We start from the raw sequence: 18733 nt of genomic DNA, 5'->3' as shown, positions 1-18733 counted from the left end.
GAAGGCTGTTAGCGCGAGCCGAACGGCCGCATATCCGGCGATGGATCGGGCGACACGCCCTGCGCGACAGCCGCGTCGCTTTGCGCGCGCATGGCTCGCTGGAAACCATCGCGTTCGCGCAATCGGGACCAATAGCGGGCGATCGGCTCCGCGAAGCGTTCGTGCAAACCGATATGCTCCGCGAGCATCAACGCATAACCAACCGAGATATCCGCGGCCGTGAACCGCCCCGCGCACAAAAAAGCCTCGCGCTCCAGCAGCGGCACGAGCGTGCGCAGACGCGCATGAAACCACTTCGCGTAATCCTCGGCGACTTGCGGCTGCCGGCGCTCGGGCGGCTCCAGATGCGTGTAACGCAAGACGAGCGTCTGTGGAAACGTGAGCGTCGCCTCGCCGAAGTGCAGGAAGTTGAGATAGCGGCCGAAGTCCGCTTCGTGCGAAGCGACATCCAGCGCGCCGGGCGAATAACGCGCCGCAAGATACTGACAAATCGCAGCCGATTCGGTCATGAAAAGCGCGTCGTCATTGAAGGCCGGAATCGTACCGAGCGGGTTCACTTGCATGAACTCGCGCGCCACCACACGCGGCGGAAACGGCAGCATCTTCAGTTGGTACGGCACGCCGATTTCCTCGAGCGCCCAAAGCGGCCGGAACGACCGCGCGCTCACGCAATGATGCAGCGTGATCATCGCGTCACCCGAGCCATGACGGCTTGCGCTTTTCGAGGAAGCTCTGCACGCCCTCGCGCCCTTCGTCCGATGCCCGAATGCGCGCGATGCGTTCGGCCGTATCGGAGATCAACGAATCGTCGATGACCTTGCCCGCGAGTTCCGACACCAGCCGCTTGCACTCGCCCACGGCGTTCGGGCTGTTGGACGCGATGCCGTTCGCCATTGCATCGACGGTTCGGTCGAGCTCGCCGCTCGTCGTCAGTTGATGCACGAAGCCGATACGCAGCGCTTCCGTCGCATCGAAACGCTCGGCCGTCACGAAGTAGCGATGCGCGGCGCGCGCGCCCATCGCGCGAATGACGTAAGGCGCGATGGTCGCGGGCATGAGCCCGAGCTTCGCCTCCGATAGGCAGAAGTTCGCGCTGTCCGCGCTCACCGCGATATCGCACGCGGCGACGAGGCCCATGCCGCCCGCGTAGGCATCGCCCTGCACGCTGGCGATCACCGGCTTCGCGCTCGTGTAGATGGTGTTGAGCATGGTCGCAAGCCCGAGCGCGTCCGCGCGGTTTTCCGCCTCCGAATAACCGGCCATGCGCTTCATATAGTTGAGGTCGGCGCCCGCGCAAAAGGCCGGGCCGTTCGCCGCGAGCACGATGACGCGCACGCTCGTGTCGTCGTTGAGCGCGCGAAAGGCGGCAGTCAGTTCGACGATGGTCGCGTCGTCGAAGGCGTTGCGTACATCGGCGCGATCCAGCGTCACGCGGGCGACGTGTCCCGTCACCGAGAGCTTGATGCGTTGCAGATTCATGGCGTCGGACATGTCCTTGTCTCCTTATGCTTGCCGCCGAAAGTTGAGCCGTGCTCAGTTCCAGGCGGATCATTTGCAAAGTTTCGGCGAACATCGCGGCGGCGGTCAATCGATTTTCATGAGTCTCACTCACACGAAATCATCCGAGGAGACCCATACTCGTCATGTGACGCAGCGAGCATGCCCGAACGCAATATAGTCGTATATATTACGGTGCTCGCCGGATTCCATGACCGCGCGAAGATCCAAGACCAGCATCGCGCAATCCGGTGCAGCCAATAAAACAGAACCCAAGGAGCTTTACGTGAAGACTCGTTTGTTGCGCACTTTGCTTTCGTTGGCGGTGGGCTTCGCCGCTTCGTCGGCGTTTGCAGGCGAAGTGCAGATTGCCGTGGCGGCCAATTTCACGGCGCCCGTGCAGGCCATTGCAGCGGACTTCGAAAAGGATACCGGCAACAAGGTCGTCGCTTCGTTCGGCGCGACGGGTCAGTTCTATGCGCAGATCAAGAACGGCGCGCCCTTCGAAGTATTCCTCGCCGCCGACGACACCACGCCCGCCAAACTCGAAAGCGAAGGCATGACGGTGCCGGGAAGCCGCTTCACTTACGCGACCGGGGCGCTCGCGTTGTGGTCGGCGAAGGAAGGTTACGTCGACGACAAAGGCGAAGTGCTGAAGAAGAACCAGTTCACGCACCTGGCGATCGCCAATCCGAAAGCCGCGCCGTACGGACTTGCCGCCACGCAGACGCTCGACAAGCTCGGGCTCACGCAGGCGGTGGCATCGAAGATCGTCGAAGGGCAGAGCATCTCGCAAGCGCAGCAGTTCATCGCGACGGGCAATGCCGAACTCGGCTTCGTCGCACTCTCGCAAATCTACAAGAACGGCAAGATCACGAGCGGTTCGGCGTGGATCGTGCCGGAATCGCTGCACGAGCCGATCAAGCAAGACGCGGTCATTCTCAACAAGGGCAAGGACAATCCGGTCGCGAAGCAGTTCGAGGATTACCTCAAGGGACCGAAGGCCGCCGAGGTGATCCGCTCGTTCGGCTATCAGCTCTGATTGTTCGCGATGCCGCTCGATAGCGCCGATCTCCAGGCCATCACGCTGACGCTCGAACTGGCGTCGCTGGCGACGGCGCTTCTGCTCGTCATCGGCACGCCTGTCGCGTGGTGGCTATCGCGCACGCGCTCGCGAGCAAAGGGTGTCGTCGGCGCGGTGGTGGCGTTGCCGCTCGTGCTGCCGCCTACCGTCATCGGCTTTTATCTGCTCGTGCTGATGGGGCCGAACGGTTACGTCGGCAAGCTCACTCAGGCGTCGGGCATCGGCCTCTTGCCCTTCACGTTCGCGGGGCTCGTAATCGGCTCGGTCATCTATTCGATGCCGTTCGTCGTGCAGCCACTGCAGAACGCGTTCGAAGCCATCGGCAGCCGTCCGCTCGAAGCCGCCGCGACCTTGCGCGCGGGACCGTGGGACACGTTTTTCACTGTCGTGTTGCCGCTTGCGCGGCCGGGCATCATCACCGCGACGATCCTCGGTTTTGCGCACACCGTCGGCGAATTCGGCGTCGTGCTGATGATAGGCGGCAATATTCCCGGGCGCACGCGCGTGGTCTCCGTGCAGATCTTCGATCACGTCGAAGCGCTCGAATACGCGCAGGCGCACTGGCTCGCGGGCGGCATGGTGCTGTTCTCGTTCATCGTGCTGTTGCTGCTCTATTCGAGCCGTCGATCGGCGGCGGTGCATGCCTGAAATCTCATCGACCGGTCAGGCCATCGAGGCGCGCTTTCTCGTCGAACAAGGCCGCTTCACGCTCGATGTCGATCTGCGCTTGCCGGGACGCGGCGTGACCGCGCTCTTCGGCCATTCGGGTTCCGGCAAGACCACGCTGCTGCGCTGTCTCGCGGGACTCGCACGGCCGCGCGCGGGAAGGCTCGTCGTCAATGGCGAACTGTGGCTCGATACCGACCGCAACGTTTTTCTGCCGACGCACAAGCGTCCGCTCGGCTACGTTTTTCAGGAAGCCAGTCTCTTTGCGCATTTGAGCGTGCGCAAGAATCTTCGCTATGGGTTCGATCGCGTGGCGGCACGCGAGCGACGCGTCGACCTGGAACAGGCGGCGGAACTGCTTGGCATCGGGCATCTGCTGGAGCGCGATCCGGGCGGATTGTCGGGCGGCGAACGCCAGCGCGTGGGCATTGCGCGGGCGCTGTTGACGAGTCCGCGTCTCTTGCTTCTCGACGAACCGCTCGCCGCGCTCGATCAAAAGCGCAAGCTCGAAATCCTGCCGTATCTCGAACGTCTGCACGACGAACTCGATATCCCCGTGCTGTACGTGACCCACGCGCCCGAGGAAGTCGCGCGCCTCGCGGATCACCTCGTTCTGCTCGAAGCCGGCCGCGCGCTGGCGAGCGGCGCAATTGCCGATACGCTCGCGCGGCTCGATCTGCCGCTCGCGCTCGCCGACGATGCATCGGTGGTGCTGGAAGGCATCGTCGCCGATCACGATGCGCGTTATGGTTTGCTGTCGCTCGCGCTGCCGGGCGGCCGCGCCTCGCTCACCGTCGTGCATGCGCCAGTCGAACGAGGCCGCGCGATGCGTGTCGCCGTGAAAGCGCGCGACGTAAGCCTGATCGCCGGCAATGAACCGCACACGTCGAGCAGCGTTCTCAATCTGCTGCCCGCAGTCGTGTTCGACATCGCCGACGATGCGGACCCCGCGCAAGTCGTCGTGCGCCTCGACGTGGACGGCTCGCCGCTCCTCGCGCGCATCACGCGTTATTCGCTGGACCGGCTAGGAATTGTCGCGGGCGTGCGGGTCTGGGCGCAGGTAAAGGCCGTCTCGCTGCTCGCCTGATCGCGGCGCTCTTTCAGCGCGGCATATTGCAGCAGCATGATGGTCTTGCCGTCGGCGATTTCTCCGCTGTCGATCATGGCCAGCGCTTTCTCCAACGGCACCTCGATCACTTCGATTTCCTCGCCTTCGTCCTCCACACCGCCGCCGTCACTGACGCGCATGGAGCCGTCGTATTCGCCGAGATAAAAGTAGAGTTTCTCCGTCACCGATCCGGGGCTCATGAACGCCTCGAAAATCTTTTCGACGTGCTGCACGCGATACCCGGTTTCCTCCTCGACTTCGGCGCGGATGCGTTCTTCCGGCGTCGAGTTGTCGAGCAGGCCACCAGGCGCTTCGATCAACATGCCGTCGTGGCCGTTGACGAAAGCCGGCATGCGAAATTGGCGCGTCAGGAGCACGTGGCCGTTATGCCGGTTACGCAGCAAGATGGTCGCGCCGTTGCCGCGATCGTAGGTCTCACGGCTCTGACGCTGCCACGTGCCGTCGCGGCGCAGAAAGTCGAAAGTCACCTTTCTCAGCACGTACCAGTCGTCGGATAAAACAGCGGTATCGAGCACGCGTACTCGTTCCTTGGTCTCAGTCATTGCAGTCTTCCATGGCGTGGTGGTGGCTTCCATGGTAACGTGCAGTTTCGTGCAATTACAAGCAAATTCGTGCAACGATCATGCTCACGAGTCAACGCAAGAAAACAATCCTCGACGCCCTCGCGCGCGACGGTCAGGTGCTCGCCAGCGAGTTGAGCGCGAGCTTCGGCGTGTCGGAAGACACGGTGCGCCGCGATCTACGCGAGTTGGCTGCGGAAGGTCTGCTGCAACGCGTGCACGGCGGCGCCCTGCCCGCTTCTCCGGCCGTGGCGCCGTTTGCGCGTCGGCAGGAAATGGAATCGGAGGCGAAGCGCCGTATCGCGCGGCGCGCCGTCGAGATGATCGAACCGGGGCAAATCGTGATAGTCGATGGCGGCACGACTTCGGCCTTGCTCGTGCAGCAACTTCCCGCAAGCCTCGCGGTTACGATAGTCACGCATAGTCCGAGCGTGGCCGTCGCGCTCGCCGAACACGCGACGGTGGAAGTCGTGCTGATCGGCGGCAAGCTTTTCAAGCATTCCATCGTCACGGTCGGCGCGGCGGCCGTCGAAGCGATGTCGCATATCCACGCCGATCTGTATTTCATGGGCGTCACGGGCGTTCATCCCACTGCCGGGCTGACCACGGGCGATTTCGAGGAAGCGCATATCAAGCGCGCGCTCGCGGCGCGCGCGGCGGAGACCGTCGTGCTCGCGTCTGCCGCCAAGCTCAACGCGGCATCGCCATACCGTATCGGCGATATCGAGCTTGCGCAGACGGTCATCGTCGAAAGTGCGACGGATGCACGTCTCACCGATCCCATCGAACAAGCAGGCGTAACCATCCTTCGCGCCTGATCGATGCCGCAACTTGTTACGGGGTAACGCGCCGAAAGAATCATCGGGAGAGCCGTAATTGAATTTCCTCCGCAACTGGAATAGCGTAGAAAAATACGCCAAACGCGGTCCGGGCAGGAATTCTCCATGCTGTACGGGTAACGGGTCAGGCGATAATTTTTGGAGAAATGTCGTGAATCGCGTGAAGGCTCTCATCGCGTTGTCGGCGCTTGCCGCGGCGGGTTTCGCCGCCACGGCGCACGCGGGCGGTCACGTCGGCGTGTTTATCGGCGGGCCGCTGTACTACCCGTATCCGGTGGCGCCCGTGCCGTACTACTATGCGCCGCCGCAGGTCATCGTTCCGGCGCCCGCCGCGCCGACCACTTATGTCGAGCAAGGCCAGCCCGACCAATCACAGGCTCAGGCTCAGTCGGGCGGCACCTGGTATTACTGCGAGGGATCGCGCACGTACTACCCGTATGTCAAGCAGTGTCCCGGTGGATGGCGCGAAGTTCCGGCGCAACCCCCGCCGCCATCGAATTGAATCGAAGCTGGCTTTTATGAATACTCGCAGGCTCGTTATTTTTCTCGCGCTCTCAGGCTTGGGTCTGTCCGCGTGCACGGTCATGCCGACCGGACCCAGCGTGATGGCGCTGCCCGGCACCGGCAAGACCTTCGACCAGTTCCGCGCGGACGACGCATCGTGCCGTCAGTTCGCGTTTCAGCAAACGGGCGGCGTCACCGCAGATCAGGCTGCGACGAACAGCGCGGTGGGGAGCGCCGTGGTTGGGACCGCCATCGGCGCGGCAGCGGGCGCGGCGTTCGGCGGCGGCACGGGTGCGGCTATCGGCGCGGGCGCGGGATTGTTGACCGGCAGCGCGGTCGGCATGGGCGCGGCGCAAACGTCGGGCTACGGCGTGCAGCGCCGCTACGACTACGCGTATCTGCAGTGCATGTACGCAGCGGGCGATCGTGTTCCGGTCGCAGGTCCGTTGCGCACGGCGCCACCGAACGGCGCGGCGTATTACGCGCCGCCACCGCCACCTCCGCCGGGCATGCCACCGCCTCCTCCGCCTTCGAGCTGACATCGACACGCGCCGCTTGAGCCTTCCTCAGCGGCGCTTTTTTTACGAAGGCATCGCAGCTCAGAGACGCGGTTTCCATTGATCATCGTCGGGGCGCGCCAGTGCCGGTGCCACGATTCCCGGCGCCACGAGCAGTCCGGTCACCCAGCCGATATAAAACCGCAGATCGCTGAAGAACTCGGCTGTGTCGTAAAGGCGAAACGACTGCACGTGCGCGAGCCATAGCACGCATTGCACCGCGCCCGAGAGCACGAGCCACGCAAGCGCGATCACCGCGAGTGCCCGTGCGCAGCGGCGAAACGTGTCCGCATCCCACTGTTCGCGCACGATGATGCATCCCGAGATCAGCACGAGAATCGCCGGAATCACGCTCGTGACCAGCACGTGCGTCTGCCATTCGAAGAGCACGCCGGTCAGGTAGCTGAAGATCACGGCGAGCCCGGCTGCGGTCCACATCATCCAGACTGCCCCGCGCGCCGACATCCACGCAATCGTGATGACGAACGGGATCGCCGCCCATTGCAGCGCCTGTCCCACCGCCTTCGCGAGGTTCTCGCTGGCCTGTTCGTTCGAATGGCTCGCCGCTACATACACGGTGATCGCTTCGTGCACGCACACCGCGACGACCGCGAAGCTCAACGCTTCGCACGCGGCGAAGGCGGGCGATTTCTCCGCGCGATGCACGTGTCCCTGCAACCCGCGCAAGCGCTCCAGCAGCGGCTCGACGAAGAACGCGAGAATCGCGCCGATGAGCAACGCGGCGGCGGCATCCCTGAAGGAGAAATGTCCGAAGAGCGAGAACAGCCCTTGCCAGAGAAACTCGGGCGCGGCGGCGCACACCGCCACCCACAGCGCAAAAAAGAAACCGTTCGAAGCGAGTCTGAACGGCATGATGACCTCGATGGTCGATGAGCGCTGCGTTAGAGAGGAGCTTGCGGCAAATCGGCGGCCACGACGCGCGCCGCGATGGCATTTCGCACGCGCTCGCGCAGCCCGGGCGGCATGCCGAAACCTTCGTAGGCGAGCGCTTGCGCCACGGTCACGACCTTCATCTCTTCATAGCGCCGCCCGCTGCCGATGAGCGCCTCGAACGCATTGGCGCGCTCGTTGATCTCGATGGGATCGGCATCCACGAGCAGAACGGCGTGAGCCAGCACGGCATGGCGCGGTTGCTCGTCGAGGGACGACGACACGCGCCGCCAGTATTGCGCCGTGCCGGCGATCTTGCGCGCATCGTGGCCGGGACCCCAGGCGAGATTGAAGCGGCCATCGCAGAACGAACCTTCTACCGCTTGCCAGTGCGTGAGCACGCCGAGGGTGTTGAGCGCATCCGCGATGATGCCGCACAGATGCAGATAGACCGGCTCGGCAAGCGCGCCCATCGGCGCGTGCACGGGATACGCGAGACTCAGATTGAGAATGCCGGGACCTTGTGGAACCAGCCCGCCGCCCGACAAACGCAGCCAGACGGGACAGCCGCGTCGCGCGAATTCATCGCGAGCATCGGCCAAAGGCGCATAACGCTGATAACTGCGCGGCACGATCAGCGAGCGCGGCGCTTCCCACAGATGCGCCACCGCATCGCCCGCTTTCGCGCGGTCGAGCAGCGCTTCCTCGGCTTGCAGCGGATTCCCGGGCAGCGTTTCGAAATCGAGCAATTCGAAGGGCATGGAGTGGATGTCAGGACGCGCGGTGACAGCGACATCGCACATAGTAGCGAAGAAGCGGGCGCGCGGCTGAGAACGCGCCGCCGCGACGGCGCGTTGCCTCGATCCTGCGCGCGATCAGACGCCCTTGCCCACATGCTCCTTCAACAACGCGTTGACCTCGTTGGCCTTCTCCATCTGGCTCATGTGCCCGGCATCGTCGAATACGCGCACGGTCGCATGCTTCGGCGCGTTTTCGGCATGCGCCGCCGGGATGATCTGGTCTTTCGCGCCCCAGATCACGAGCACCGGCTTGCCGCTTTCCGCAAGCTTTCTTCCGGGCTGACCGCTCTGGCTGCCACCGCCGAAGAGCGCGCCACCGAGCGCAGTCAGTGCTTCGCTCACGCCATCCAGACGCTTGTACTTGAGCAAGTCGTCGAGCATTTGGCGGCTGACGAGCTCCGGGTTGGCGAACAGCAGCTCGACCACCGGCTTCAGTTCGCGACGCGATTGCGCGCTCACGAAACCCTCGGTGTACGCGTTGTTCACTTCATCGCCGAAACCGGAGGGCGACACGAGCGCGACCGATTGCACGCGCGCGGGCGCATCGACGGCGAGTTGCGCGGCGATGCCGCCGCCCATGGAGTGCCCGACGAGATGCGCCTTTTCGATATTCACCGCGTCCATGAAGTGCGCGACGAAGCGCGCGAGATCGGCGAGCGTCGTGCCCGGCACCTTGGGCGTCGATTGCCCGTGGCCCGGCAAATCGAGCGCGAACACGCGATTGTGTTCGGCGAGCGCGTCGAGATTGAAGAGCCAGTTGTCGAGATCGCCGCCAAAACCGTGGATGAACAGCACCGCGGACTTGCCCGCATCGTCGCCGCCGCGCGCGGCATAGCGCACGCGAATGCCGTCGACATCGACGAAGTGATACGCCGACGCCGCTTCGTCGCCCTCGCCTTCCTCGTCCGGCGGCGTTTCGTAGGACGACACGTAGGCGTCGATATCGGCGTCGCTGACCTCGGCCGGCGCGAGCACGCCGAGGAGCGCTTTCACCGGCAGCGTGTCGCCCGCCGACGCAACCCTGCGGCGCAACGTACCCGCGTCGGGCGCTTCCACCGCGTTGGCGATCTTGTCGGTTTCGACATCGAGAATCGGCATGCCGACGGCGATCTGCGCGCCCTCTTCCACGAGCCACTCGTTTACCGTGCCTTCCTTCATCGACAAGCCCCATTTGGGCATGACGATCGGTGTGATTGCGGGCATCAGTGCTTTCCTCCTTTCATCGTTTTACGCGCGGCATCGGCGATTTGCGCGGCGCTCGGAATGTACAGATCTTCGAGCGTCGGCGAGAACGGCACGGGGGTGTGCGGCGGCGCGACCATTTCGATGGCTGCTTTCAGCGCGCCGAACGCTCGCTGCGCGACTTGCGCCGAGATATCCGTGGCGATGTTGCAGCGCGGACTCGCTTCGTCGACGACGACGAGTCTTCCCGTGTTCTCGACCGTTTCGAGCACGGTGTCCATATCGAGCGGCGACAGCGAGCGCAGATCGACGATCTCGCATTCGATGCCTTCCTTCGCGAGCGTCGCGGCCGCCTCCAGCGCGCGGTGCACCATCAACCCGTAAGTGACGATGGACACGTCCTTGCCGTCGCGCACGATGTTGGCCTCGCCGAACGGAATGGCATACGAGTTCTCGGGCACTTCGCCTTCGAAACCGTAGAGGTTCTTGTGTTCGCAGAAGATGACCGGGTCGTTGTCGCGAATCGCCTGAATCAAGAGGCCCTTGGTGTCGTAAGGCGTGGACGGACAGACGACCTTGAGACCGGGAATATGCGTGAAAAGCGGCGTCAGCATCTGGCTGTGCTGCGCGGCCGCGCGAAAGCCCGCGCCGACCATCGCGCGAATCACGACGGGCGTTTCGGCCTTGCCGCCAAACATGTAGCGGAACTTGGCGGCCTGATTGAAGATCTGGTCGAAACACACGCCCATGAAGTCGATGAACATCAATTCCGCGATCGGCCGCATGCCGCACGCCGCCGCGCCGATTGCCGCGCCCACGTAAGCCGATTCGGAGAGCGGCGTGTCGAGCAGCCGGTCGCCGTGCTTGGCGTACAGTCCTTTCGTGACGCCCAGCACGCCGCCCCACGCGTCTTTCTCGCCGTCCGCGCCGGCGCCGCCGACGATATCCTCGCCAAGCAGAATCACGCTCGGATCGCCGGTCATTTCCTGGTCGATGGCTTCGTTGATCGCCATCTTCATGCTCAGTTTTCGGGCCATGATGATTTGTCTCGCTAAGTGTTTTGAATGGGCGATCAATACTTCACGTACACGTCGGTGAGCAGGTCGGCCGCGGCCGGCAGTGGCGCGTCCTTCGCTTCCTGCACGGCGCGGTCGATCAGCGCGGCGACTTCGCGGTCGATGGCATCGAGTTCGCCGGGAGAGATCACGTCGGCTTGCGTCACGGCATGCGCGAACTTCTTCAGGCAATCCTTGTTCGAGCGGATATCGTCGAGTTCGCCGGGCGCGCGGTACGTCTGCGCATCGCCTTCGAAGTGGCCGTAGAAGCGGATCATCTTGCATTCGAGCAGCGCCGGGCCGCCGCCTTCACGCGCTCGGCGGATCACTTCGCCCGCTGCTTCGTGCACCGCGAAGAAGTCGGTGCCATCCACCGTCACGCCGGGAATGCCGAAGCCCGCCGCGCGATCCACGTAGCTATCCACCGCCGTGCCATAATCGCGCGCGGTCGATTCCGCGTAGCCGTTGTTCTCGATCACGAAGATCACCGGCAGATTCCACACCGCCGCGAGATTCAGGCTTTCGAGAAAGGTGCCCTGGTTCGACGCGCCATCGCCCGCGAAGGTGATGCCCACCTCGCCCTTGCCGCGAAACTTCGCCGCGAGCGCCGCGCCGCAGATCAATGGCGCGCCCGCACCGAGAATGCCGTTCGCGCCCATCATCCCTTTGGACAGGTCGGCGATATGCATGGAGCCGCCCTTGCCGTTGCACGAGCCGCCCTTTCTGCCGTAGATCTCTTTCATCATGGCGACGGGATCGACGCCTTTCGCGATGCAGTGCCCATGTCCGCGATGCGTGCTCGCAATGCGGTCGCCGTCGTTCAGGTGATGCATGATGCCGACGCCCGCCGCTTCTTCGCCCGCATAGAGATGGACGAAACCGGGGATGTCGCCGCGACCGAAATCGACGTGCAGACGCTCTTCGAAATCGCGGATCGTGCGCATCTTGCGGTAGACACTCAGCAGTTCTTCCTTCGATAACGGCAAGCCTCCCGCATGCTGCGGGGTTTGCGACGATGTCATGTCTGTCTCCTTCGATCGGGTTAAACGACGGTGCTGGCAGTGTTGCCGGATAAGCGCATGAGTCCGGCGCGCGCGGCATAGCGCATGCACGCGGCGACATCGATGCTGCGAAACGCGTTCTCACGCAAGGTGATGGTCACTTCGTCGCCGGGGCCGAAAGCAAGCTCGCGCTCGCCGTCCAGCGCGACGATGCCCGCGGGCTGCTTGACGCGTTGCGGCACGCCATCGGCCAGGCGCTGCCAGCTTGCGATCGGCACGCGCTCCATCAAGCCCGGCGCAATAGGCGCGCAAAGTTCGAATTCGCCCTTGCCCGTTGCGGCCAGTTCGACGGCGAGGCCGCCCGGCTCGTGACGGCCGATTGGTTCGAGCAAGCCCGCGATGGCCGACATGCCGATGGCCTGCGGATCGGCATAAGACACGTAGACGGCCGCGAGCGTGTCGATCTTCCAGAGCGCGCGTGCGCCGACGAATTTTTCGTGCGAGATGACGGCATCGACGAGCGCGATGTCATGGCGCACGGCGCCGTTCTGATCGCGTATGTCGATGTCGAGGCGCTTGTTCGACATGAGCGCCTGCGCGGCCGGAATGCGGCCGGTGGCATAAAGACCCGTGGCGAGCCCGGAGATGGTCGGCTCGCGCATTTCCGGGTAGGCGTTGTTCGTGCCCGTCGATAAACCCGCGAGCGGCACCGCGCCGCACTCGCGCACCACCGCGCGATGCGTGCCGTCGCCGCCCAGCACGATGAGCGCCGCCGCGCGCGCGTCCTGCATCAAGCGCGCCGCGCGAAAGGTGTCGTCGACCCGCGCGGTCACAGGCATATCGAGGAATTCGACGCTCGCGAGATCCGCGTCGTGCCCGTGCTTGCGCGCGAGATGACGCGCGAGCATGACCTTGAGCCCTTCGCGATCCGGCATCATCAGGACGCGCTCGACGCCGCACGCCGCAAGCGACGACAAGAGCCGCAGCACGATATTCACGCGATCCGCGAGTTGCAGGCTGTTCGCGTTGGCGATCACGCGCCGGATGTCGCGCGCCGAAACCGGATTGGCGATGATGCCGACGAGCGGCTCGACGCTGTCACGCATGCTGGTGTCTCCGTTGACCCTGGCCGAAAGAAAGACGCTTCGTCGGGCGTTGGAATGGTTGTGAGGCGAGTAAAGGCAAGCGCTATGCCAATTGGAATAGCGAGGGATTACCCGGAAATAACGGGTGTTTTACGAGAGGTAGTGCACGTTGCACGCGTGCCGCCGTGACAGGTGTCACAGCGGCAGGTGTCTCATGGAGTACAGGCGTATCGCGAAATGCGGATGCTCAACGTTCGCCCGCGTCACGTTGATTCGGCGAACGAATGCCATAGCGCGCCATGCGCCGATACAGCGTCATGCGGCTCACGCCGATCTGCCGCGCCACGGCGCTCAGGTTCCAGCTCGCCGCGCGCAGATACTGCATCAGCAACATGCCCTCGGGCGGCAGGCGATGTGTATCGAACGCTTCGTCGGCCAGATGTGCATGCGGCGGTTGCGGCGCTGCGTCGCGCGCGGTGGATTCGACGAATCCATCCGGCAGATCGTCGACCTCGATCACGCCATCCGCGCACACCGCGCGCGCGTAGCGCAGCACGTTGTTGAGCTCGCGCAAATTTCCCGGCCACTCATGCCGATGCAAACAAACCCGCGCCGCCGGCGACAACGCAACGGGACCATGCGCGGTATCGGCATCGAGGAACTTGCGGATCAGCCAGTCGAGATCGGATCGTTCGCGCAGCGGCGGCAACGCGAAGCGCGCGCCGTTCAGACGGTAGTACAGGTCTTCGCGAAAGCGGCCGTCCTGCATCAGCGCGTCGAGCGAATGATGCGTCGCGGAAATCACGCGCACGTCCACGGAAACCGGACGCGACGCGCCTATCGCCAGAACTTCGCCTTCGGCCAGCACGCGCAAGAGACGAGATTGCAACTCACGCGGCATGTCGCCGATTTCATCGAGGAAAAGCGTGCCGCCATCGGCTTCCTGAATCAGGCCGCGCTTTGCTTTTGGACCCGCGCCGGAAAAGCTGTTCGGCAGATGCCCGAACAATTCGCTTTCGATGAGCGTCTCCGGTATCGCCGCGCAGTTCACCGCGACGAATGGACCCGCGCGCCGCGCACTCGCGCGATGCAGCGCCTTCGCGAAGAATTCCTTGCCGCTGCCGGTTTCGCCGTTCACGAGCAGATTGATCGGCGAATCGACGAGTTTGGCGGCGCGTTCGAGTTGCCGCGCAAGCGCGGGATCGCCGCCGCCGAGGGCGGCCAGCGGCGCGGGAATGCCGGGCGCGCCTGCGGATTTTTCTTGCGTCGATGGCGCGAAACATGGCGCGGGCGGCATCACGCTCAGATATAGCAGCGCGCCGCTGCGCGCAAGCGGCAGCGCGCGCAGTTCGCTCGGCCGCGAATAGACGAAACGGCTCAAATCTTCCAGACGCGCTTCGAAGAGCGCATCGAAACGCATGCCGATAAGCGACGCCGCCGTTTCTCCCGGCGCGATAGGCTTCCCGATCTCGGCCGCCAGCATTTCGTGCGCGCGCCGGTTATGTCCGACGATGCGCCCGCCCTCATCGAGCGCGATCAGATATTCAGGATCGACATCGACGAATTCGGGCGATGTGTTGAGCTTGAGAATCCAGTCCTGCCTATGCGTGCGCAGAAAAATCGCGTTCTCGATATGCCGCACGTAGATGCGCACGAGTTGCAGCGCGAGGTTCTGGCTGTCGCGCGCTTGCGGTGAAGTCAGCGCGGAGATGTCGAGGATCGCGGTGAGCGCGCCGCGCGAATCGAAGAGCGGCGCGGCCGTGCAAGTGAGCGGGATATGCGTGGCGTCGAAGTGATCGATCTGATGCACGGTCAGCGCCTGCCCCGTCGCGAGCGCAGTGCCGACCGCACACGTGCCCGCGCCGTCCTCGCTCCATTCCGCGCCGAGATAGAGCCCGGCACGACGCAAGGCCGTATCGGTGTTCGCGTCGCCAATGTAATCGACCGTCACGCCGAGCGCGTCCGTCAGCAGCACGACGTAACCCATTCCCGCGACCTGCTCGTGAAGTGTTTCCAGTCCATGTCGAGCGATGCGCGCGAAATCGTCGATCCGTTGCTGATGCTCGCGCAAGCGCGTCTGCGTCAGGATGCGCGCTTCCTGCATGCGCGACGGATCGAGCCCGTATTGATGAACGCAACGACGCCATGAAGTCTGAATAATGCTTTCCTGCGTGCGCGCAGGCGCCAGAACCTGCGCGCGCGTCGTCGCCGCGACGACTGCCTCGATGTGCTCGCGTTGCCGCATGTCCATGCGTGCTCTCCTGGGTGTCTCGTGCCCGGACGCTCGTTGGCTGGCGTCTTTTGTCGCTCGCGCACGGTCGTGCGACCGCGGGTAAACCGCTCCGCGCGCGGCGTCGTTCAGGCCATATGATGCTCGAATCGGCAGGACGCGTCATGCGGCGCACTGGTTGCGCCGCAGCAATCAACGTGGAAAAACAGGAGACGAGCGATGGCAAAAATCGCCTACGAAGACTTCGAGCGGCAAGTCGTGCAGCATCACCTGATCAAAGGCAACGTGTATGAGAACGGCGCGACGCTGGTCGAGCGCGCGAACCGGTGGATCGAGGAAAACGGTGTGGATGTACTGAACGTCGAGAGCCTCTCGACGTTCGGCGCGGGCGACGATACCAGCGTCAGCCATTGGTACTCGGGCATTCGCGTCTGGTATCGCACCACATGAAAGGCGCGTTCGACTGAATCAGCCGCGACCGACGAACGGCATCTTGGTCGCCATCACGGTATGGAACAGTACGTTGGCTTCGAGCGGCAGATTCGCCATGTAAAGCACCGACTGGCCGACGATCTTCACGTCCATCATCGGTTCGATGGCGGTCTCGCCGTTCGCCTGCGGCACGCCGCGCGACATGCGCTCGGACAGATCCGTCAGTGCGTTGCCGACGTCCACTTGACCGACCGCGATGTCGTACTTGCGGCCATCGAGCGATGCGGATTTCGTCAGTCCACCGACCGCGTGCTTGGTCGCCGTATAGGCGGCCGAATTCGGACGCGGCGCGCTCGCCGAAATGGAACCGTTGTTGATGATGCGGCCGCCTCGCGGTGTTTGTGCGCGCATCGTCCGGAACGCCTGTTGCAGGCAATAGAACATGCCGTTCAGATTGACGTTCACCACGCCTTGCCATTGCTCGGGCGTCCATTCCTCGAACGGTCCCGGCGGATTGCTCACGCCCGCGTTGTTGAACAGCAAATCGACGCGTCCGAAGCGCTCGACTGCCGCCGCAAAGAGCTTTTCGACCGATTGCGGATCGGAGACATCCGTCGGAACGGCAAGCGCGCGTTCGCTTGCGTCGGCTTCGCCGATGACCGCTTCGAGCGGCGCCGCGCGTCGGCCCGCGAGCACGACCGACCAGCCGTCGCCGAGTAGAGCAAGCGCCGCCGCACGGCCGATGCCGCTCCCTGCTCCGGTGACGATGGCAATGCGCTTCTGCTGATTCACTGCGTCGGACATGTCGGCGTTCTCCTGTTGTGGTGCGCGCGCACCCTTGTGAGTGCATCGCGCGATTGGAAGAACATTATCGACGAATGCGGAGACAAGCGCGGCGCTTTTCAGCGAGCGCTTTCAAAGACGTTTCAACGATTACTCGATGCTTCCGTCGCCACCGTGCGCGCGGTGTTGCGCATGTTGCTGCCATCGCAGAAGACGACGGTCATCATCATCGGCACGACTTCATGGACGATTGCGTTGCTGCCGGATTCGCGCACGCGATCCTCGACCGTATCTTTCGCGCCGAGCACGACGACGCCGTAAGCCGAGTCGTTGATCGGACGGCCGTTGCCCTGCTTGAACATGGCATCGCCCTGTTCGTAGCCGAGCACGGCATATACGCGAAACCCGTAGGCCGTGAGTTCGCTGCCTTGAGTCGGCTTGAACGCGTTGACCGAGTTGGCTTCGACGCGCATCGGCGCGGCGTCGATCGAGCGGTCGTCGCGCAGTGGTGCGATGAAGCGATGCGCGCTGGATTGGCAGTCGAGCTGGCTTTCGAGCGGACGGGCAGTCGAGAGGCCGGGTATCAGCGCGCCGGCGAGAGCGGCAAGGACGGTAAGCGTCGCGAAAGGGACGGTTTTCATGGCAGCAGCAATTCAACGGTTGAGTTGATCGACACGACATGGACTACGTTTTGTGTAATGCAATAAGCAAGCCAATTTTTTAGTTCGTCTTTGTTTGCGGTTGCCTGGGCGGTGAGTCGTGACGGTGGTGTGCGCTAACTGCTTGTCTTCGCTGTGGTTTTTACAATTGCGCGTGTAGTTGATTCGTGCGGTTTTGTAAGCGCGATTGAATTGCTTCGATACCCGATGTGTTTGGGTTTGGACGACAAAGTTGCATGTGCAACGACAGTCGGCCCGAGTGCGCGTCGGCGAAACAACGGGACCTTTGGATAGAAGTAATTGCAAGCGCCCAGGCCCGCTAATGATGCGAGCTGTTGATTACCATCGGCTATATTGAGCAATTCTTTTCTTCTGAAACCAGCATGACTTCTTTAGTTGATTTTCCGATCACCCAGAAGTGGCCAGCACAACACCCCGAACGCATTCAGCTTTACTCGCTACCGACGCCCAATGGCGTGAAGGTGTCGATCATGCTGGAAGAGACAGGGCTGCCTTACGAGCCGCATCTCGTGCGATTCGATACCAACGATCAAATGTCGCCCGAATTCCTGTCGTTGAATCCGAACAATAAGATTCCCGCGATCATCGATCCGAACGGTCCGAACGGCAAACCGCTGCCGCTTTTCGAATCCGGGGCGATTCTGCTTTATCTCGCCGATAAAAGCGGCCAATTCGTTCCGGCAGACCCGGCGCGACGCTACGAAGCCATTCAATGGCTGATGTTCCAGATGGGCGGTGTCGGCCCGATGTTCGGTCAGGTCGGATTCTTCAATAAATTTGCCGGCAAGGAATACGAGGACAAGCGTCCGCGCGATCGCTACGTCGCCGAAGCGAAACGCCTGCTCGCAGTCCTCGACAAACACCTCGCCGGCCGCGACTGGATTTCGGGGAATGATTACAGCATCGCCGATATCGCGACGTTTCCGTGGATTCGCAATCTAGTCGGATTTTATGAAGCACGCGATCTCGTCGGTTTCGACGATTTTGCGAACGTAAAGCGCGTGCTCGATGTGTTCCTCGCGCGTCCGGCGGTTCAACGTGGACTAGAGATTCCGAAGCGCGTGTGATCGTTGGATTTTTGCTTGATCAACCGTCGCTGACGATATTGCCGAAATCGTGCGGAAACGGTTAAGGGCGAACGCGCGTGCCAGTCGCAGCTTTTTGACACGTTAGACGCGTTCGCTGGGACAGGTCCACAATGTGGGGCATCGCGCGAAAATCAGACGTCGGGTTAAAAGCGTTTTGCATCAACAGTTTGCACCGACGTTGCTCAGGTTATCCACAAGCTTGCCCAGTGCGGATGTGGATAAAAAGCGAAGCGCGCCTTTTCAATGCGACCGTTTCGGGAGCCGGCAACCCATGAATGTTATTTTCTGTTCCCAAACCGCGACGCGGCCCGGCCGCCGATTCGCCGTTGCCGTGCTTGCGTTGATTTGCGTGGTCGCTCATGCGGAAACGCAGTGTCCGGGTTACGTCGAAACCGGCGCCGGCAGCGCGTTCGATCTGGCTGGCATCATCAAGGACACCGGGTCGCCGCAACTTGCGCTGGATCGGGTGCGCAAAGCGGTATCAAAAATCGATGCGGGCGGCGGCTGCTCGATATTCGCCAACACTCGTGCGTGTGAGGAAACGCTCAACCTTGCGCATAAGGCAATCGACGCGTTGCAGACGTGTTCATCGACGTCGGCGCCGAAAGGCACATCGCACGGTTGAGAAAATCGCGGACGAAAAAAAACGCGCCGCCAAAACTGGCGGCGC

The 18733-nt window shown here is 63.0% G+C and carries 21 protein-coding genes; 9 read left to right on the top strand and 12 right to left on the bottom strand.

The annotated features are described in order from the left end of the window. Positions 1-8: 8 nt before the first annotated feature. Entirely contained in the window at positions 9-689 is a 681-nt protein-coding gene (locus NCR98_RS28730) for a glutathione S-transferase family protein (protein ID WP_250494395.1), read from the bottom strand. 4 nt (positions 690-693) lie between these two features. Next, complete coding sequence (locus NCR98_RS28725; protein ID WP_502799820.1) at positions 694-1479, bottom strand: enoyl-CoA hydratase/isomerase family protein; 786 nt, start codon at positions 1477-1479, stop codon at positions 694-696. A 304-nt stretch (positions 1480-1783) separates the two neighbouring features. On the opposite strand from NCR98_RS28725, the gene modA reads away from it, so the two are divergent. The 3 genes from modA to modC are packed head-to-tail and all read left to right on the top strand — an operon-like array spanning position 1784 to position 4334. Further along, the gene (modA, locus tag NCR98_RS28720; RefSeq protein ID WP_250510878.1) at positions 1784-2539 is read left to right on the top strand and encodes a molybdate ABC transporter substrate-binding protein; all 756 of its coding nucleotides are present in this window, start codon (positions 1784-1786) and stop codon (positions 2537-2539) included. A 9-nt stretch (positions 2540-2548) separates the two neighbouring features. Next, entirely contained in the window at positions 2549-3229 is a 681-nt protein-coding gene (gene modB, locus NCR98_RS28715) for a molybdate ABC transporter permease subunit (RefSeq protein ID WP_250510877.1), read from the top strand. Continuing rightward, on the top strand, positions 3222-4334 hold the full coding sequence (modC, locus tag NCR98_RS28710) for a molybdenum ABC transporter ATP-binding protein (RefSeq protein WP_250528052.1): 1113 nt from the start codon (positions 3222-3224) through the stop codon (positions 4332-4334). The genes modB and modC overlap by 8 nt, the downstream gene beginning before the upstream one ends. Here modC and NCR98_RS28705 read toward each other — a convergent pair. Continuing rightward, on the bottom strand, positions 4256-4918 hold the full coding sequence (locus tag NCR98_RS28705; RefSeq protein ID WP_244829859.1) for an NUDIX domain-containing protein: 663 nt from the start codon (positions 4916-4918) through the stop codon (positions 4256-4258). The two genes, modC and NCR98_RS28705, sit on opposite strands and share 79 nt — an antisense overlap. 80 nt (positions 4919-4998) lie before the next feature. Here NCR98_RS28705 and NCR98_RS28700 point away from each other — a divergent pair, with 80 nt between their 5' ends. The 3 genes from NCR98_RS28700 to NCR98_RS28690 all read left to right on the top strand — a co-directional run bounded on the left by NCR98_RS28700 (position 4999) and on the right by NCR98_RS28690 (position 6818). Continuing rightward, positions 4999-5754, top strand: coding sequence for a DeoR/GlpR family DNA-binding transcription regulator (locus NCR98_RS28700; RefSeq protein WP_244829860.1), 756 nt, complete (start codon positions 4999-5001; stop codon positions 5752-5754). Between the two features lie 172 nt (positions 5755-5926). Then, positions 5927-6277: a hypothetical protein gene (locus NCR98_RS28695; RefSeq protein ID WP_244829861.1), complete on the top strand. Its 351-nt coding sequence runs from the start codon at positions 5927-5929 to the stop codon at positions 6275-6277. A 16-nt stretch (positions 6278-6293) separates the two neighbouring features. Continuing rightward, a complete protein-coding gene (locus NCR98_RS28690; protein ID WP_244829862.1) occupies positions 6294-6818 on the top strand; it encodes a YMGG-like glycine zipper-containing protein in 525 nt (174 codons plus the stop codon). A 60-nt stretch (positions 6819-6878) separates the two neighbouring features. Here NCR98_RS28690 and NCR98_RS28685 read toward each other — a convergent pair whose 3' ends face one another. The 7 genes from NCR98_RS28685 to NCR98_RS28655 form a co-directional block, all read right to left on the bottom strand. Beyond that, on the bottom strand, positions 6879-7709 hold the full coding sequence (locus tag NCR98_RS28685) for a hypothetical protein (protein ID WP_244829863.1): 831 nt from the start codon (positions 7707-7709) through the stop codon (positions 6879-6881). A 29-nt stretch (positions 7710-7738) separates the two neighbouring features. Further along, positions 7739-8488 (bottom strand): lipoyl protein ligase domain-containing protein, encoded by a 750-nt coding sequence (locus tag NCR98_RS28680; protein WP_250528051.1) that lies wholly within the window; start codon positions 8486-8488, stop codon positions 7739-7741. Between the two features lie 114 nt (positions 8489-8602). Beyond that, positions 8603-9730, bottom strand: coding sequence for an acetoin dehydrogenase dihydrolipoyllysine-residue acetyltransferase subunit (locus NCR98_RS28675; protein ID WP_250528050.1), 1128 nt, complete (start codon positions 9728-9730; stop codon positions 8603-8605). Continuing rightward, entirely contained in the window at positions 9730-10746 is a 1017-nt protein-coding gene (locus NCR98_RS28670) for an alpha-ketoacid dehydrogenase subunit beta (protein ID WP_250528049.1), read from the bottom strand. Before NCR98_RS28670 ends, NCR98_RS28675 begins: the two co-directional genes overlap by 1 nt. A 35-nt stretch (positions 10747-10781) precedes the next feature. After that, positions 10782-11786, bottom strand: coding sequence for a thiamine pyrophosphate-dependent dehydrogenase E1 component subunit alpha (locus NCR98_RS28665; RefSeq protein WP_244829867.1), 1005 nt, complete (start codon positions 11784-11786; stop codon positions 10782-10784). A gap of 20 nt (positions 11787-11806) precedes the next feature. Further along, the gene (locus tag NCR98_RS28660; protein ID WP_250510872.1) at positions 11807-12871 is read right to left on the bottom strand and encodes an ATP-NAD kinase family protein; all 1065 of its coding nucleotides are present in this window, start codon (positions 12869-12871) and stop codon (positions 11807-11809) included. Positions 12872-13097: 226 nt separating this feature from the next. Further along, complete coding sequence (locus tag NCR98_RS28655; RefSeq protein WP_250528048.1) at positions 13098-15101, bottom strand: sigma-54-dependent Fis family transcriptional regulator; 2004 nt, start codon at positions 15099-15101, stop codon at positions 13098-13100. Between the two features lie 198 nt (positions 15102-15299). Between NCR98_RS28655 and NCR98_RS28650 the strand changes: the two genes are divergently transcribed. Further along, entirely contained in the window at positions 15300-15530 is a 231-nt protein-coding gene (locus NCR98_RS28650) for a hypothetical protein (RefSeq protein ID WP_244829870.1), read from the top strand. Positions 15531-15548: 18 nt separating this feature from the next. Here the strand turns inward: NCR98_RS28650 and NCR98_RS28645 are convergent, their stop codons facing one another. Together NCR98_RS28645 and NCR98_RS28640 are read right to left on the bottom strand one after the other, a co-directional pair. Then, complete coding sequence (locus NCR98_RS28645; protein WP_244829871.1) at positions 15549-16316, bottom strand: SDR family oxidoreductase; 768 nt, start codon at positions 16314-16316, stop codon at positions 15549-15551. Between the two features lie 122 nt (positions 16317-16438). Continuing rightward, positions 16439-16936: a hypothetical protein gene (locus tag NCR98_RS28640; RefSeq protein WP_250494383.1), complete on the bottom strand. Its 498-nt coding sequence runs from the start codon at positions 16934-16936 to the stop codon at positions 16439-16441. Between the two features lie 401 nt (positions 16937-17337). On the opposite strand from NCR98_RS28640, the gene NCR98_RS28635 reads away from it, so the two are divergent. Both NCR98_RS28635 and NCR98_RS28630 read left to right on the top strand, forming a co-directional pair. Beyond that, the gene (locus NCR98_RS28635; RefSeq protein ID WP_250528047.1) at positions 17338-18042 is read left to right on the top strand and encodes a glutathione S-transferase N-terminal domain-containing protein; all 705 of its coding nucleotides are present in this window, start codon (positions 17338-17340) and stop codon (positions 18040-18042) included. 292 nt (positions 18043-18334) lie between these two features. Further along, a complete protein-coding gene (locus tag NCR98_RS28630; protein WP_250528046.1) occupies positions 18335-18688 on the top strand; it encodes a hypothetical protein in 354 nt (117 codons plus the stop codon). Positions 18689-18733: the final 45 nt, after the last annotated feature.

The organism is Caballeronia sp. GAWG2-1 (assembly GCF_023631405.1).
Lineage (GTDB): Bacteria > Pseudomonadota > Gammaproteobacteria > Burkholderiales > Burkholderiaceae > Caballeronia.
Note: the sequence above shows the minus strand (reverse complement) of the source record. Positions and strands in the feature narration are given on the sequence as shown.

Coding starts and splice junctions, on each gene's coding strand:
- NCR98_RS28705 (WP_244829859.1), bottom strand. CDS start 4,918: ATGACTGAGACCAAGGAACGAGTACGCGTGCTCGATACCGCTGTTTTA.
- NCR98_RS28685 (WP_244829863.1), bottom strand. CDS start 7,709: ATGCCGTTCAGACTCGCTTCGAACGGTTTCTTTTTTGCGCTGTGGGTG.
- NCR98_RS28645 (WP_244829871.1), bottom strand. CDS start 16,316: ATGTCCGACGCAGTGAATCAGCAGAAGCGCATTGCCATCGTCACCGGA.
- NCR98_RS28670 (WP_250528049.1), bottom strand. CDS start 10,746: ATGGCCCGAAAACTGAGCATGAAGATGGCGATCAACGAAGCCATCGAC.
- NCR98_RS28700 (WP_244829860.1), top strand. CDS start 4,999: ATGCTCACGAGTCAACGCAAGAAAACAATCCTCGACGCCCTCGCGCGC.
- NCR98_RS28675 (WP_250528050.1), bottom strand. CDS start 9,730: ATGCCCGCAATCACACCGATCGTCATGCCCAAATGGGGCTTGTCGATG.
- NCR98_RS28640 (WP_250494383.1), bottom strand. CDS start 16,936: ATGAAAACCGTCCCTTTCGCGACGCTTACCGTCCTTGCCGCTCTCGCC.
- NCR98_RS28650 (WP_244829870.1), top strand. CDS start 15,300: ATGGCAAAAATCGCCTACGAAGACTTCGAGCGGCAAGTCGTGCAGCAT.
- modB (WP_250510877.1), top strand. CDS start 2,549: ATGCCGCTCGATAGCGCCGATCTCCAGGCCATCACGCTGACGCTCGAA.
- NCR98_RS28635 (WP_250528047.1), top strand. CDS start 17,338: ATGACTTCTTTAGTTGATTTTCCGATCACCCAGAAGTGGCCAGCACAA.
- NCR98_RS28725 (WP_502799820.1), bottom strand. CDS start 1,479: ATGAATCTGCAACGCATCAAGCTCTCGGTGACGGGACACGTCGCCCGC.
- NCR98_RS28730 (WP_250494395.1), bottom strand. CDS start 689: ATGATCACGCTGCATCATTGCGTGAGCGCGCGGTCGTTCCGGCCGCTT.
- NCR98_RS28655 (WP_250528048.1), bottom strand. CDS start 15,101: ATGGACATGCGGCAACGCGAGCACATCGAGGCAGTCGTCGCGGCGACG.
- modC (WP_250528052.1), top strand. CDS start 3,222: ATGCCTGAAATCTCATCGACCGGTCAGGCCATCGAGGCGCGCTTTCTC.
- NCR98_RS28665 (WP_244829867.1), bottom strand. CDS start 11,786: ATGACATCGTCGCAAACCCCGCAGCATGCGGGAGGCTTGCCGTTATCG.
- NCR98_RS28630 (WP_250528046.1), top strand. CDS start 18,335: ATGAATGTTATTTTCTGTTCCCAAACCGCGACGCGGCCCGGCCGCCGA.
- NCR98_RS28660 (WP_250510872.1), bottom strand. CDS start 12,871: ATGCGTGACAGCGTCGAGCCGCTCGTCGGCATCATCGCCAATCCGGTT.
- NCR98_RS28690 (WP_244829862.1), top strand. CDS start 6,294: ATGAATACTCGCAGGCTCGTTATTTTTCTCGCGCTCTCAGGCTTGGGT.
- NCR98_RS28680 (WP_250528051.1), bottom strand. CDS start 8,488: ATGCCCTTCGAATTGCTCGATTTCGAAACGCTGCCCGGGAATCCGCTG.